Below are 14641 nucleotides of genomic sequence, written 5' to 3'. Positions count from 1 at the left end.
TTTGGTCTAGATTATTTAACTTTTTCTTCCTCATAATCCCCATTGCTACAAACAACCTGTTTGCCGCCGCCACGGACTTTCTTCTCAACCAAGAATTGACCACATTTTGGACACTCTCGACCGATGGGTTTATCCCATGAAGTGAATTCACAGTCTGGATAGCGGGCACAACCGTAGAAAATCCGATTGCGTTTAGACTTACGTTCGATGACTTGACCTTCATGACAAGTCGGGCAGACGACACCAATTTCCTTGACAATCGCCATAGTATTGCGGCAGTCTGGGAAATTACTACAAGCGTAAAACTTGCCGTATTTGCCAAGTTTAATCACCATCGGATGGCCGCAGACCTCACAGTCGAAACCGGCAGACTCATCTTTTATCTGGATTTTTTCAATCTCCGTTTCAGCTTTTTCAAGCTCAACGGCGAAAGGTTGATAGAACTCATCGACGACCTGAACCCATTGGCGCAAGCCGTGTTCAACATTATCAAGAGAGTGTTCCATATCTGCTGTAAACTCGGTATTAACGATATTCGGGAAGAACTCGACGACCATGTTATTAACGATTTCACCGAGTTCTGTCGGCTCAAATCGCTTAGCTGATAGTTTGACGTAGTAACGACGCTGAATTGTTTCAAGCGTTGGTGCATAGGTGGACGGGCGACCAACACCGATTTCTTCTAACGTTTTAATCAGCGTGGCTTCACTAAAACGCGCAGGCGGCTGCGTGAAATGCTGTTCTGGCTTGATATTGTCTTTCTTGACAACATCCCCCTCAGCCATTTCCGGTAGCATCTTGTTCTTATCCGCATCATTGTAAACCGCCATATAGCCGTCAAATTTGACTTGTGAACCGTTTGCCGTAAACATGACACCATTTTGCGAGAGATTGACCTTAACTGTATCAAAAACAGCAGGCGTCATTTGGCTGGCAACGAAACGATTCCAAATCAGACGATAGAGTTTGAGCTGGTCTTTATCGAGATACTTGGCAATGGCCTCAGGCGTATTGAGAACGTTAGACGGCCTGATGGCCTCATGGGCATCCTGAGCACCCGCGACATTTTTAACTTTACTGCCGTGTTTACTATATTTTTCGCCAAAAGTATCGACGATATAGCTAGCCGCTGCCGCTTGGGCAACTGGCGAGATACGTGTCGAATCAGTACGCATATAAGTAATCAACCCTTGATGACCATTTGGTCCTAGCGTGATCCCTTCATATAATTGTTGGGCAACAGACATAGTCTTACGCGCTCTAAAGTTAATTTTATTGGCCGAATCTTGTTGGAGAGAAGACGTTGTATAAGGCAGTGGTGCATTGCGACGGCGTTCCTTTTTATCAACCTTATCGACTGTAAATTCGTCTGATGTCAGGCGTTCCATGACTTCTAAAACATCCGAATTTTTGTGCAACTTCTTCTTCTTGCCGTCAAGACCGTAAAAGCTACCCGGAAATTTCTTAGTCCCTTTTTTAAAATTACCTTCGATTGACCAGTATTCTTCTGGGATAAAGGCATTAATTTCATTTTCACGGTCAATGATAATTTTGAGCGCGATGGATTGCACACGACCAGCGGACAAGCCTTTTTTAATCTTCTTCCAAAGAATTGGCGAGATGGAATAGCCGACTAAGCGGTCTAAAATACGACGTGCTTGTTGGGCATCTACCAAGTCTAAATCAATTGAACGTGGTTCTTTAAAAGCATCTTTAACGGCATCTTTAGTGATTTCATTAAAGACAACACGATTCTTATCCTTAACATCAAGCCCTAAAATATGCGCCAAATGCCAAGCAATCGCTTCTCCCTCTCTATCCGGGTCACTTGCGAGATAGACGGCTTTGGCATTCTTAGCCTCTTTTTTAAGGGAGTTAATTAATGGTCCTTTGCCTCGAATGTTAATGTATTGCGGCTCATAGTCGTGTTCAATATCGACAGACATGGTTGACTTTTTCAAGTCACGAATATGCCCGACAGACGCAACGACTTTATAATTGCGACCGAGATATTTTTCAATCGTCTTTGCCTTAGCGGGGGATTCGACAATGACCAAATTTTTCTTAATTTTTGTTGCTGCTTTTTTCTTAGTTGTTTTCTTCGTTGTTGCTTTTTTAGTCGTCGTTTTTTTAACGGCTGCTTGCTTTGTTGTCGCTGTTACCATGAGGTTAGCCAACTTTCTATCAGATTACTCCACCTATCATAACGGCTTTTTTTCTGATTGTCAAGACAAAACTGTTTTTCTTATAGGAGAAACACGTTTTTTTGAATAAATTTCATTTAAATAGATTAATAACTCATCCACCAAAATCTGATAGATGAGTTATCTTTTTAGTTATTAAAGTCAAACGTATCCAATAGCAATCCTTCTAATTTCCCTGCTTTAACATAGGGAATCGTATCACAATTAACAAAATGAGTTTTAGAAATCTCATCGCCAGCAAAACCAAAAATATAATTGACAGCGATATTGTAAATAATTTCGCTTGGTGCAAAACCGTACACTTGTTTTTCAAGAATATGTCTCAAACGCTCAGCATCATCAGGGATTTCTTCTGCCAAACCAGCATACAAACGTGTCACAATCTCTGTCATATAAAGACCTGATTTCATATACAAGTCTGCAAAAGTTTTAGTGCTATCTTTGAAAATGTCAGGATTTTCCACTTCGAGTTTATCCACCATTAGCTTAACTACAGCTTTCGGTGTAAAAATCTGATTCGTTTTTTGTGGCGGAATATAGTCAAAAATATCCTCTGTCAAACTGTCATCAAAATAATTAGCGAGTTCCCGTTTTTTATTCAAAAATTCCTGAATGGCTGTATTGAAAACTTGTGCATCAAATAAACCTCCCGCATAGTGTTGCGTTTCGCCATCTTCATCTGTATAATCGCCACCATCTCGTAGAAAGCGAAATTCGGTTTCTGTAATAGAAGTCACTGCCAGAAAAACATCATCTGGCGTATAGTTCTCAAAATTTTCTAGGGTTAAATGGTCATCTCCATATGCCATGATAAAGCTAGGAATCGTCCGTGCAAAGCCACGTAAATGGTCACGCACATCATCTTCAACAGAAGATTTTTTCTTCTCTTCGACCTTAGTCTCAACTTTTTCAACCGCCTTTTGAGCAAGCTCAGGCACTTTTTCCGTCAAAACTTCTTTGATTGTTTCTTGTAACTGTGTTGTTAAATCTGTTAATTTCTGAGTTTTTGTTTGCTCAATCTCATGCTTTTCATCTGATGTCACTGCTTGCTGAATTTTTTCATCGAACTCGCTGACAACACGTTTCTGCTCAATCTGATTATCCTCAATTTCCACAGCAAGAACCTTAGTCAGCGTTTTTTCGGCCTCTTTCACGAGATTTGTCGTAAAAGCTTTTGAGATAGTTTTCTGATCATGGTCAGCGGTCAAAGTATTTAAAGTTTCTGGCGTAAAAATATTTTCGATGACAGGTTTAGAAAAACTTTCAGCAACTTTGACACTGTCTCTTGTTTGCGTATCATCCGCCAGCTCAACTTGATAATCAGCTTGCTCATAAATCGCAGTACCAAAAACAGCGTCCGTTTTACTGATGACAATGTCTTCGGGAATCGCAATTTCACCACTTTCATCAACAGCAACTTTGACTTTGCGTACTGGTTTCAAGTCATCTTTCGCCGTATTCATCTTATCCAGAATATCGCGCACTGGCGCTAAATTTTGGAAAATATTTGAGATATTAGCAAAAAGTAGATTACTCATAAAACCACGTTTAACGACTTCTTGGGCTTTAAGCGCTTTGGGAATGGTTAAGACTTGCGTACTATCCAGTTCAACCATTTTACCGTCTGAATCTTCGGCAATCACGGGAAAGAAATTCAGCAGATTTTTGATATTTTCTGCTCGGCTGTCATGAGTACCAGCGCCATTTGCTGTCGAACGAGATAAGTTATTCGCAAATTCGTCAAAAATAATCAGCGTTCTTTCTGGTGCAAAGTCAAAAATATAAGCATTTTCTTTTTGATAAAGTTGTCCATTTACTTCCTGAGACCATGGATTTTGCGCTCGAAAGGCTGCTTGCATGTATAGAGACGGACTTTTCATGTTAGATAACATCATGACCGCTGTCCATTCTGGAATCGTCACACCTGTTGTCAGCTGTCCGACGGATAAAGTGATGGTCTTATCATGACTTTTCACCGCCTGTTTCACTTTATTGAAACTAGATAAATTTGCAGCTGTATCATCGGGCGTTTTGCCGTCTCCCGCTGCTAAGATAATTTCATAGTTTTCAAATACAGGATGTTTTTTCAGTAATTTTTCAAGCGCTTTGGCTGAGGCAACTCGGTTGAGAAGCCAAAAAGTGTGTTTGAGTTCTTCACGAAGTTCTGGTGTCGAAAAAGGATACTTTTCCCCCTTGGTTAAAGTGTCTAGCCATTTGACCACTTCGTCTTGATGAACAAAGTTACCATCATCTTTCGTTTCAAAAAATAAGTTCAAATCAAAAGCATAGTCAGCATTTCCACCATCATCAGAAATCGCTGCGCCCTTGTTAATCTCATCCGTCATCATCTGCGACATCTGATAAGTAAAAAGGTTGAGTTTGGGTCGATTTTCATAGGGATTGTTGGTCTCGACATCTGACCAATCAGCTTTAGCCCGCTGTTCGTCCTCGTAAGACCAGTTATAAATCTGCGCATCAGAAAAGTCGCCACCTGCAATCGCTTTGAAAGGCGTTCCCGATAAGTGTAAGGTAAAATTGCGCTTTAGCTGACGAAAGGCGGTGTCTGTTTTAGAAGTATCTACACCTTCATGTGCCTCATCTATGACTAATAAATCCCAGTCGGTATCTTTGACCCACTTCAGTTTATCATAAGCACCGCCAAAATACTGAGAGCCTTTCAAATCCTGTAAGCTAAGGAAGGCAAGTTGACGCGTGTTTTCATTGTCGAACATTGCTTTTAGATACTCCTCACGAGACAAAGCAGGTCTATCTTTGAGGCTTTCGCTACTTGACACAAAGAGATAATCCGTCTGCCAAGCGATGAACTTCTCAAAGTCATCATACCAAGCATTCGCAATGGCTGGTCGATTGGTCACGATAAGCACATTGATAGCGTCTGATTTGCGGATAAAGTCATAAGTAGTCAATGTTTTGCCAAAACGTGGCTTAGCATTCCAGAGAAATTTACGGTCTGGCACACCTGAATTTAGATAAGCAAGTGTTTTGTCGACTGCTACGACTTGCTCGGCACGCAGGGTATAATCTAAAGTCTTTTCAAGTTTTTGCACGGTAGCATAATCTTGAAAAACAAACTTTTGGAACAAATCCTTTGATTTTTCCTTGGCTTTTTCAGGTCGGAAATCAAACCATTCTGTTCCGTTTTCTTCTGGAATTTGATTTTTCTTGAGATAACGATGAAAAGCCTTATCCGTAAACCAGCCGCCATTTTGAAACCGCGCATCATAATGCCACTCGATTTTCTTGTCAATTTTCATCTGACTGGCTTGCTGGCTAATTCGTTTTTCTACGGTTTGTTTTTCAGTATAGCCGATTTTTAGCCAGCCTTTATATTTTGGCACGTCTGGCGTTGACCAAGCATAGATTTTAGGATGGACTGGGGTTAGCGTGTTGACTTTTGTATGATCCGTCATGGGAAATATTCCTTTTAAAGTTTTGATATGTTGTAGTATGACTGCATTATATTTAAAGCGATTTGAATATCTTTAAGTTTGTCCTTCATCAAAAGGTAACACCTAGGTATTACTTCTTGATTTTTCGTTATTAAGGTGTTACAATGGTGTTACCAAGAAAGGAGAGATTCATATGGCAACAATTACGATTAAAGTACAAGATAGTGAAAAACAATTTTTTCAAGCAATGGCAAAATTTGAGGGGCTTTCTCTATCAGAAAGTATCAAGCGGACAATGCTGCAAAAATATGAAAATGACTATGACTTGAAAGTTGCTGAAACCTCAATCGCTGAATACCAAGAGTACATCATGACAGATAAATCAGTCCAATCATGGGAAGACTTACAAGCAGAATTGGGGCTTGATGATGGCTTATAAATTTGTGCCATCACCAAAGTTCAATCGACAATTTCGAAAGCTCGATAAATTTACTCAAAAACGTATCCAGAGCTATATCAACAATGTCATTTTAAAAGCTGATGATCCGCATGACCACGGCACACAGCTTATCGGAAATTTAGTTGGACTTTGGCGCTATCGCATTGGCGATTATCGGTTAGTTGTTGTCATTCAAGACAAAGAACTGATTATCCTTGCCGTACAGATTAGCCATAGACGAGAGGTTTATCGTTAGAAGATTAAAGACTAACAACTGCATTTGGAGATTGATAAAACGCTGTGAGGCGTTTTTTATATTGTACCTAAAAAGTAATTGCTAGTCTTATCAACAAACCAAAAATCAAAATGGCAAATCCTCCAATGTATATATGACTAAATTTTGGTTGCTTGATGTAATTTTCAAAATTTGTAGACTGATATTCTACAAATTTTGAAACTATTTCCATAAAACAGCTAAATGATTTTGAGTAATAAAGAAGATAACTAATAAATAAGCAATTCCAAAGATAATTGGAATACATCTTTCAATGTGAGAAAATGGAAAATATACTTTACGATTTTCCCCTTCTTCTAAAAAAATCCATTCTTTTTTATACATATCAATATCTAATTCATTTTCCATTTCATGCAGTACTTTAAATTTTCCGCTGTTCATCTGCTTGTATGAATTGATTAGAAAGTAAAATATAATTGACATGATTATTCCAAATATAGAAATACCACATAAAAACATTTCTTTTTCTGAACCACCATGTTGAATGATTAAACCACATAATACAAATATCACAGATTGAATTTGTAAAAAATATTTATTCGCATTATCTCGTCTATCTGATATTTTTTCTATACTATTCAAGTATATTTTATACAATTCAAATTTTCTATCTTCTATCTTTTTATCTTCCATATTGTTACCAAAGTCTTCTAATCGCATTCACAATGCTTTCAGTATTCCAATTTACCGTTTCATTGGCATCATCTGTCAATCGAGAAGTATTGATATTTCCATATGGCTTTATTGCTAAAATGGGTTTGCCATATTTTTTAGCTATCTTAATTTCTTCGTTAATCCATTTGCTACTTGTTGCATAGACACCTGCAGAGATAATGACAATACTAGCGTTTCTAATACGATTATCTAACTGTGTTCTTAATTGCGTATCATTAGTTGTCGGCAAAGGGTTTTCCTCAGATACTGAATAATCACTAAAATTAAAATTCCCTCTATTTTCTAATAATTGTTTTAACTTGTTGTAGTCGTCACTGTATTTCCATGAGTGACTAATAAAAATATTTTTTGCCATAATATTACTCCTCCTCGCACAATTCTTTGATTGCGTCGATAATTGACTTTGATGTCCAACCTACAATTTTATCTGCAGCATCTGCTACTTTCTTTGAAGTCTGTTTATCTGTTGTGTGTGTACCATTTGAATTAATTCCCAAAATTTTCTTGTCAAAAACTTCTTTTGAAATTTCAATCTCTTTATCAATCCACTTACTATAAGAACTTGCAACATTTCCCATCATCAAAATAATTGTACTCGGACTAATTTTATTCTTGATTGCCTCGTAAAGTTCTTTATCTGAGCCATTTGTATGAATAGGGTCATTTTGGGGTACTGAATAATCCTTCCACGCTATATCACTATCATCTAACCACTCTACAATTTTTTCATACTCTGAATCGTTATAAGTCCAAGAATGGCTAATAAAAACATTGTAAATCTTATCATTTTTTCCTTTGAAATATTCTGTATAAAAATCCATTTAATTCATCTCCTTAACTTTCGTTTCAATAAATTCAATTTCATTGTCATCAAGTCCGTATTTTTTATAAAGTTGTTTATCAATATTTGGAATGCTTTGTGACCAGTCTATATCTGAGTTTGCTGTGAAGTCTTGTAGTGGAACAAATTTCCATTTAGGGGCAGGATTATCTTGTGTTAATTTCAAAATTCCTAACATAGTTCTAGCGAATTTTGATTTTATGTATTTCAAAGTTGCTTGAGCTTCAAATTCCGTATCAAAAGCGCCAATAGATATAAACGTTTGTGTAGCTCCAATTAACGGCGTGCCAATTAACGGCGTGCCAATTAACGGCGTGCTTAATACTTCTCCAATTGCACCACTCCCGTTCGCCTTTGGAAGAAAAACTTTGTATTTATTCAAATTTTCATGTTCACTTATAAAATCTTTTCTAACATATTTATACACCCTATCATTTTCAAATCGCCCGTAAATTTGTATATAGTCAAATTCATCATTTGGTTTATCATCATGGTATATAAATGGTAATCTTTCAAAAGCATTAGTCGTAATATCTTTTTCATGCCCTTTACTCAATAGCTCAACTGCCTTGGGATATACTTCATGTAGTTTAAAAGTGTATTGATAAGCATTTTGACCATAAATAATCTCACTAAATGAATTTTTTATATTAGGTGCAACTTTATGTAAAATTGTATTTAATTCTTCAAAAGATGTGAATGTATTGATAGCACCAAATTTTTTATCTTTGTCTCGATAAGTAACTGCTATACCACCTTTTATATCCGTATTATTAAAAACTTCATTCGCATTTTGATTGAAATAGACTACTTTTAAATGCTCATCTGCCAACATTTTTTCGTTCCATGCCTTACCTGTTGCTCCAGCATTAAACAAAAATCTAGCAGGTGTTATCAGTTCTACTTTGTCAGCAACTTGATATGCTGAATCCATAAATTTATGATAAATCGGCGGTGCTTGTGTACTATCTCCCACACTTTCCTCCTGATAAGGGGGATTGCCAATCACCACATCAAACTTAAAATTTTCTTTGTTCATTTTCTTCTCCATTTTTAGGCCTATCCTTTTTAGATTTTTTCTTCTTTCCAAACCTGCTGAATGCTGACAATTTTATAAGGCGCTATTAACTCAGTTGACTGTACACCTTTGTCTATATCCACACCAAAATCAAAGTCATCAAATAAATCCATCTGTCCCGCAATCTCATCACTTGGCACATTTTCTGCACCAAAAAGTGAGGCGTAGGTAAAAAGTTCACGCTGCACGTCGTTACTCGTGCCTTTGACCCGCCACCAATGACTAAAGGTAATCGGCTGCCCACTCTCATTTTGTCGGGTCAGTGCATTTCCTTGACGGATATTTTTCTCTATCATCAGGCGCGCACTCTTGTAAAGATTGGTCTTTTTCCCGAGCACTTTGTCATGATTTTTTTGATAATGCTCTAAAAACACCGTCATCATATTTTCACGCGCATCAAGCAGATTATCCGTCAAAAGCTCGATACCATAGATACTACTCAATGCCCAAAGGCTAAGATTATCATATCGAGCCCCTTTAGACATTTGGTTGATATGTGTCAGTTTTTTCTGTAAAATGGCCGTCAGGAAATTACCATCACCAGCCGCTGGTTCCAGAAACGTTGCAAATGGATCACTCAGCTTTTCCTTAATGCCCGCTTGATTTAACATCAAGTCAACCATCCAAACAGGTGTGAAAACCTCACCATGTTTCTGAACACGCTCTTTTGATTTGATAAGTTGCTTAGTCATGCCCAGTCCTAAACAACTTTCCAGATACTTTTAACATTTTGCCCTCACACATTTGTCAAGAAATTTATGGTTTTCCGGAAATATATAGGGGGAAACATAGCGTTAATACGACTAAAGGATAAAAATGAACTAGATTTATGGTATAATTAGCTTTAGAAAACGCTTTAAAATAGAATAAAAAAAGAACATTTATCAGAAAAACCATAATTTTTCTGATAAATGTTTTTTGATATGACCATAACAAAAATTCCCATTTTCAACAACGAAGAAAACAGGAGTTTTTTAAATTAAATCAGCCTCATTGATGACTAGATAAAAAATCAGCAGCCGCGCCAATCAAATTGGCATCATTTTGAAATTCACAGACTGCGATTTTCGGCATGATGGTTGAGATTTCGACTTTGTCATAAACGACTTGCAAGGCTGCCTGAAGTTTTGGAATGAGAAAATCTGCTTGAGAAATACCGCCACCCAAAAGGATAATTTCTGGGTCTAGGGCATACTGCAAATTAAAGATAGCACGAGCTAGGCTATCAAATAAGGTGCCAACGCGTTCTTGTGCGTCTTTATCCCCCTTCTCCGCCAGAGCAAAGACTTCTTGTCCATTAAAGTCTGTGCCATGCGATTCATTATAATCTTTAGCCATGCGGACGGGGCTAGAGTCCGTTGACAAGGTTTTTTCCTTCATCAACATGAAACCAAATTCACCACCCATGAGATGCGCCCCGTGGCGGATTTTTTTATCTAGGACGACCGCACCACCAATACCAGTCCCGATGACAAAGAAAAGTAAATCTTGATAGTCTTTTCCAGCGCCGTAAGAAACTTCTGCAAGCGCTGCACAATTGGCGTCGTTTTCCACTGAAACTGGTAAACCAAAAAGTTCTTCAAAGGCTGCTTTGATTGGAAAATTATGGATATAGGGCAATGCTGAGGCGCCATAAATCTCGCCGTCTGCCTTGCTCACTGCACCCGGACAGCTGATGGCAATGCCTGTCAGCTCGACTTGTTCAGCGATTTCATCTTTTATCGCTGTAAAGGTCTGGTAAAACGCCTCTAAGGTTGCAGGTGTGTCCTTTGTGCCTTTATGTGCTAATTCGCCATTATCAAAACTGGCATACTTGATGCTTGTACCACCGACGTCAATTGTTAAAAGTGCCATTAGGTTACTTCTCCGTTTCTGATGCTTTCAGGTCAACACTTGAAGTCTCTGCCAATTCTTTAAAGAAATAAGCTGATTTTTTCAAGGTTTTGACTTGTCTATGGATATCGACTGAAATCAAACCGTAGCGATTACGATAGGAATTGCGCCAGCTGAAACAGTCGATAGGTGTCCACAAGTGATAGCCAAAGCAATTACTGCCTTCCGCAATCCCTTTATGAACGTAATATAGATGTTCTTTGATAAATTGAATCCGATAATCATCGTTGATTTGATTGGTTTCTGGGTCATAATAGCGGTCTTCACGGCTTACACCTATGCCATTTTCTGAAACAAACCAAGGGATATTATCATAGTTTTCTTGGATATTTTTAGCAATATCGTAGAGCGATCGTGGGTAGATTTCCCAGCCTTTATCAACATTCATCCGAACACCACGCTTCTCGTATTCTTCAAAGTATTTGTTAGGCATCCAGTCCACAGCAAGGGAATCTGACGAATATTTCGGTGCTTGTGCACGATTGGGATGATAGAAATTCACTCCTAGATAGTCAATGGTGTTTTGCCGAATGATGTCAAGTTCCTCAGGCGTACTGTTCCAAATGACACCATCTTTGGTCAATACTTCAACGAGTTCGGCTGGAAATTCTCCTTTGACAGAAGCATCCATGAACAAACTATTTTGCCACAAATCAGCAAAGTGTGCTGCGGCTTGATCCGCTTCAGACTCACTGGCTGGATAGTTGGGGGTCAAATTCAGAATGACACCGATTTTACCATCAGGATTTTGATTGAGTTTGCGAAAGGTAGCAATTACTTTTGCTGATGCCAACTGCAAATTATAGGCCACTTGTACCGCTTTTTTACCATCAACCAAATCTGGATAATGGAATTGATAAAGATAGCCACCTTCAACAACGACCATTGGCTCATTATGCGTGAACCAATCCGTCACACGATCACTGAAAAGCTCGAAGCATTTTTCAGCAAATTGGACAAATAAGTCAACAACATGTTTCGATTCCCATCCACCATATCTGTGAATCAAATCAACAGGCACATCAAAATGGTGTAAATTCATGATTGGTCGAATGCCTTGTTTGATGAATTCATCAATCACATCGTTGTAAAATCTGACTGCATCAGGATTGAGTGTACCCGTTTCCAAGTCGTCAATCAAGCGTGTCCATTGAATGGATGTTCTGACAGAATTTAGACCCGCTGCTTTCATCAAGGCAATATCATTTTTGTAATCATTGTAGAAATTTGATGCTGTGTCAGGTCCGATACCATGCCAATAATTGTCAGGCTTGATTTCAAAGTCATAGTCAAAAATATTAGCGTGGGGTTTATTAAAACGCCCTTCAGTTTGAGGACCAGATGTTGCGGCACCCCACCAGAAGTTTTGAGGAAAATTTAAAGTTGTCATGTTTGATATACTTTCTATATAGTTTTATTTTAGCAAAATTGCATCGATTTCTGCAAGTTCCGCTGTCGAAAAAGTGAGATTATCAAGTGCCTTAACGTTATCTTGAAGCTGGGATAAGCGACTTGCGCCGACCAAAACTGAGGTAATGACACCATCACGTAAGAGCCAAGCGATGGCCAATTCAGCTATGGTTTGCCCTCGGCGTACTGCAATTTCATTGAGCTTACGAACTTTTATAATGTTCTGTTGCACACGTTCTTCATTCAAAAATTGACTTGATGAGTTAGCACGAGAATCCTCAGGAATATCAGTCAAATAACGATTTGTCAAAATACCCTGTGCCAAAGGTGAAAAGGCAATGCCGCCAAGCCCAAGTTTGGTCAAACTTGGTTTTAATTCTGCTTCGATTTCACGATTGAGCATACTGTAATTAGGCTGATGAATGATGAAAGGTGTTTTTAAATCGGCTAAAAGTTCTGCCATTTTTTCAGTGTCTTGCGCTGAATAATTAGACACGCCAACATAAAGCGTTTTTCCATCACGATAAATCTTATCAAGTGCCGTGGCTGTTTCTTCAAGCGGTGTTTCCATATCACGACGATGTGAATAGAAAATATCGACATAATCAAGTCCCAGACGTTGTAGAGATTGGTCACAACTTGACACCAAATATTTAAGACTGCCGCCATCACCATAAGGTCCCTGCCACATATCATAACCAGCTTTGGAAGAAATGATAAGCTCATCGCGATAGGCTTTCAAATCTTCAGCAAAAATTCGCCCGAAGTTTTCTTCGGCAGCACCGTAAGTTGGACCATAATTATTGGCCAAATCAAAGTGGGTAATCCCCATGTCAAAAGCACCACGAACGATTTCTTGCTGTTTTTCAAGCGGTGTTCCTGTGCCAAAATTATGCCAAAATCCAAGTGAAATAGCGGGTAATTTCAGACCAGATTTGGGAATTTTGTTATAAATCATTTTGTCATAACGTTTCTCATTGGGAATGTATTGGCTACGCATTTAGTCTCCTTTTATTAACAATTAAGTATATACTTAATTGTCTCTAGTTTATACAAATCACATACATTTGTCAAATTTATGCGTATTATTTTCTAGCGGTCACAAACAAGCGTTGATAGCTACTTGGAAAAATAAGTCAAAGAGTCTGGGACAAAAGTCAGAAATTGCTTATTTTTGACAAATTTTAAAACTGAAAAACCGCATGAAATCAACGTTTCTAGAAACGAATTTCATGCGGTTTTCGTATTTCTGAGACTTTTGTCCCAGCCTCTTTGACTTCTCAATTTTTCCGATGTAAAATCACTTCAAATTCATAGGCATCATAACGATGGATACTAGTTGAACTCTCAAAAGCAATACCATCTGCTAAATAACCAATCTGCTTAACTTCAACAACAGGATCATTTTTTATGAGCTGTAATTTTTCAGCTTCATCATCTGTTGCTTTTCGAGCAGAAATCGTCCGACGTGCTGTGGCGATTTTCAAGCCAAGTTTATGCTCAATATAGTAATAGATAGATCTTTGCACATTTTTGAGTTTCAAATCAGGAATTACCGCTATCGGCATATACGTATACTCTAAAACAGTCGGTGCACCATCAATTTGACGCACACGAACAATTTTATAAACTTTTCCATCGGGTTTCATATTGAGCTTGTCAGATACTTTATTCGGAACATCAATCGTTGCAAATTCATAGACTTCAGATGTGACATCCTTTTTAGGATTGAGGGCGCTTGTTCCCAAAAATTGATTAGCCTCGGCCAAAATTTCCATCTCTGACGGAGAAATATCCTGAACAAATGTTCCTTTTCCTCGTTGCTTGATGATAAAACCATCATTGACGAGCATATCAAAAGCCTTCTTGACTGTCATTTTACTGGCAGTAAAAATTTCACCAACTTCTGTTTCTTTGGGTAAAAGTTGCCCTGCTTTATAAGTACCCTTTACGATTTTATTTCGGAAGTCATTGTAAATCACTTGATATTTATTCATAATCCCATTATATCAAAAATCCCTTATTTATATCAGCACAAAACATTTAAAAAGAATCTCTAAAACCTGATTTAGAGATTCTTCTGCCTTTAAATGTCGTCTGTATTATCTAGCATTTTAAGGAATGGTAAATAGATAATACCGATAGCAACCATTTGAACGAGCTGTAATACAGAGCCCATGATTGAGTTGGTGGCTAGGAAACCTGAAATCAGAACTGGCATTGTCCATGGGACTTGTGCACCCGTTGTCAATGGGACAAGACCACTAGCCACGACAAACGCATGACTCTCTCTCTCCCAATCTCAAAATAGGAAGCGTGTTTTTAAAAATAACAGCTCTCACATTGAAAACAACTGTGCCAAATAATCTGAAAAAGTCATTGATAACGAAAAACGT

At 38.2% G+C, this 14641-nt stretch carries 13 protein-coding genes and 1 pseudogene; 2 read left to right on the top strand and 12 right to left on the bottom strand.

Going from position 1 to position 14641, the window contains the following annotated elements; all coding sequences use genetic code 11:
- Positions 1–11 precede the first annotated feature (11 nt).
- On the bottom strand, positions 12–2165 hold the full coding sequence (gene topA, locus ACYQ21_RS03165) for a type I DNA topoisomerase (protein ID WP_460055068.1): 2154 nt from the start codon (positions 2163–2165) through the stop codon (positions 12–14).
- 167 nt (positions 2166–2332) lie between these two features.
- Positions 2333–5635 (bottom strand): DEAD/DEAH box helicase family protein, encoded by a 3303-nt coding sequence (locus ACYQ21_RS03160; protein ID WP_460055065.1) that lies wholly within the window; start codon positions 5633–5635, stop codon positions 2333–2335.
- Between the two features lie 172 nt (positions 5636–5807).
- On the opposite strand from ACYQ21_RS03160, the gene relB reads away from it, so the two are divergent.
- A complete protein-coding gene (gene relB, locus ACYQ21_RS03155; RefSeq protein WP_460055062.1) occupies positions 5808–6053 on the top strand; it encodes a type II toxin-antitoxin system RelB family antitoxin in 246 nt (81 codons plus the stop codon).
- Positions 6043–6309 carry a type II toxin-antitoxin system RelE family toxin gene (locus tag ACYQ21_RS03150; protein ID WP_460055059.1) on the top strand — a complete coding sequence of 89 codons (267 nt, stop codon included), beginning with the start codon at positions 6043–6045 and terminating at the stop codon, positions 6307–6309. The genes relB and ACYQ21_RS03150 overlap by 11 nt, the downstream gene beginning before the upstream one ends.
- Before the next feature lie 201 nt (positions 6310–6510).
- On the opposite strand, the gene ACYQ21_RS03145 is transcribed toward ACYQ21_RS03150, so the two are convergent.
- The 10 genes and pseudogenes from ACYQ21_RS03145 to ACYQ21_RS03100 all read right to left on the bottom strand — a co-directional run.
- Positions 6511–7008, bottom strand: coding sequence for a RipA family octameric membrane protein (locus ACYQ21_RS03145; RefSeq protein WP_460055056.1), 498 nt, complete (start codon positions 7006–7008; stop codon positions 6511–6513).
- Positions 6986–7378 carry a TIR domain-containing protein gene (locus tag ACYQ21_RS03140; protein WP_460055053.1) on the bottom strand — a complete coding sequence of 131 codons (393 nt, stop codon included), beginning with the start codon at positions 7376–7378 and terminating at the stop codon, positions 6986–6988. The genes ACYQ21_RS03145 and ACYQ21_RS03140 overlap by 23 nt, the downstream gene beginning before the upstream one ends.
- Positions 7379–7382: 4 nt before the next feature.
- Positions 7383–7844, bottom strand: coding sequence for a TIR domain-containing protein (locus ACYQ21_RS03135; RefSeq protein WP_460055051.1), 462 nt, complete (start codon positions 7842–7844; stop codon positions 7383–7385).
- Entirely contained in the window at positions 7845–8903 is a 1059-nt protein-coding gene (locus ACYQ21_RS03130; RefSeq protein ID WP_460055049.1) for an Eco57I restriction-modification methylase domain-containing protein, read from the bottom strand.
- A 29-nt stretch (positions 8904–8932) separates the two neighbouring features.
- On the bottom strand, positions 8933–9634 hold the full coding sequence (locus tag ACYQ21_RS03125) for a methylase (RefSeq protein ID WP_460055047.1): 702 nt from the start codon (positions 9632–9634) through the stop codon (positions 8933–8935).
- 298 nt (positions 9635–9932) lie between these two features.
- Positions 9933–10796 carry an ROK family protein gene (locus ACYQ21_RS03120; protein WP_460055044.1) on the bottom strand — a complete coding sequence of 288 codons (864 nt, stop codon included), beginning with the start codon at positions 10794–10796 and terminating at the stop codon, positions 9933–9935.
- 4 nt (positions 10797–10800) lie between these two features.
- Entirely contained in the window at positions 10801–12225 is a 1425-nt protein-coding gene (locus tag ACYQ21_RS03115) for a glycoside hydrolase family 1 protein (RefSeq protein WP_460055042.1), read from the bottom strand.
- A gap of 24 nt (positions 12226–12249) precedes the next feature.
- Complete coding sequence (locus ACYQ21_RS03110) at positions 12250–13245, bottom strand: aldo/keto reductase (RefSeq protein ID WP_460055039.1); 996 nt, start codon at positions 13243–13245, stop codon at positions 12250–12252.
- A 280-nt stretch (positions 13246–13525) separates the two neighbouring features.
- A complete protein-coding gene (locus ACYQ21_RS03105; RefSeq protein WP_460055037.1) occupies positions 13526–14242 on the bottom strand; it encodes a GntR family transcriptional regulator in 717 nt (238 codons plus the stop codon).
- Positions 14243–14331: 89 nt separating this feature from the next.
- Positions 14332–14514: pseudogene (locus tag ACYQ21_RS03100) on the bottom strand (oligo-beta-mannoside permease IIC protein); the annotation flags it as partial.
- Positions 14515–14641 lie beyond the last annotated feature (127 nt).

This window comes from Pseudolactococcus yaeyamensis (assembly GCF_054658615.1).
Note: the sequence above shows the minus strand (reverse complement) of the source record. Positions and strands in the feature narration are given on the sequence as shown.

Coding starts and splice junctions, on each gene's coding strand:
- topA (WP_460055068.1), bottom strand. CDS start 2,165: ATGGTAACAGCGACAACAAAGCAAGCAGCCGTTAAAAAAACGACGACT.
- ACYQ21_RS03160 (WP_460055065.1), bottom strand. CDS start 5,635: ATGACGGATCATACAAAAGTCAACACGCTAACCCCAGTCCATCCTAAA.
- relB (WP_460055062.1), top strand. CDS start 5,808: ATGGCAACAATTACGATTAAAGTACAAGATAGTGAAAAACAATTTTTT.
- ACYQ21_RS03150 (WP_460055059.1), top strand. CDS start 6,043: ATGGCTTATAAATTTGTGCCATCACCAAAGTTCAATCGACAATTTCGA.
- ACYQ21_RS03145 (WP_460055056.1), bottom strand. CDS start 7,008: ATGCGATTAGAAGACTTTGGTAACAATATGGAAGATAAAAAGATAGAA.
- ACYQ21_RS03140 (WP_460055053.1), bottom strand. CDS start 7,378: ATGGCAAAAAATATTTTTATTAGTCACTCATGGAAATACAGTGACGAC.
- ACYQ21_RS03135 (WP_460055051.1), bottom strand. CDS start 7,844: ATGGATTTTTATACAGAATATTTCAAAGGAAAAAATGATAAGATTTAC.
- ACYQ21_RS03130 (WP_460055049.1), bottom strand. CDS start 8,903: ATGAACAAAGAAAATTTTAAGTTTGATGTGGTGATTGGCAATCCCCCT.
- ACYQ21_RS03125 (WP_460055047.1), bottom strand. CDS start 9,634: ATGACTAAGCAACTTATCAAATCAAAAGAGCGTGTTCAGAAACATGGT.
- ACYQ21_RS03120 (WP_460055044.1), bottom strand. CDS start 10,796: ATGGCACTTTTAACAATTGACGTCGGTGGTACAAGCATCAAGTATGCC.
- ACYQ21_RS03115 (WP_460055042.1), bottom strand. CDS start 12,225: ATGACAACTTTAAATTTTCCTCAAAACTTCTGGTGGGGTGCCGCAACA.
- ACYQ21_RS03110 (WP_460055039.1), bottom strand. CDS start 13,245: ATGCGTAGCCAATACATTCCCAATGAGAAACGTTATGACAAAATGATT.
- ACYQ21_RS03105 (WP_460055037.1), bottom strand. CDS start 14,242: ATGAATAAATATCAAGTGATTTACAATGACTTCCGAAATAAAATCGTA.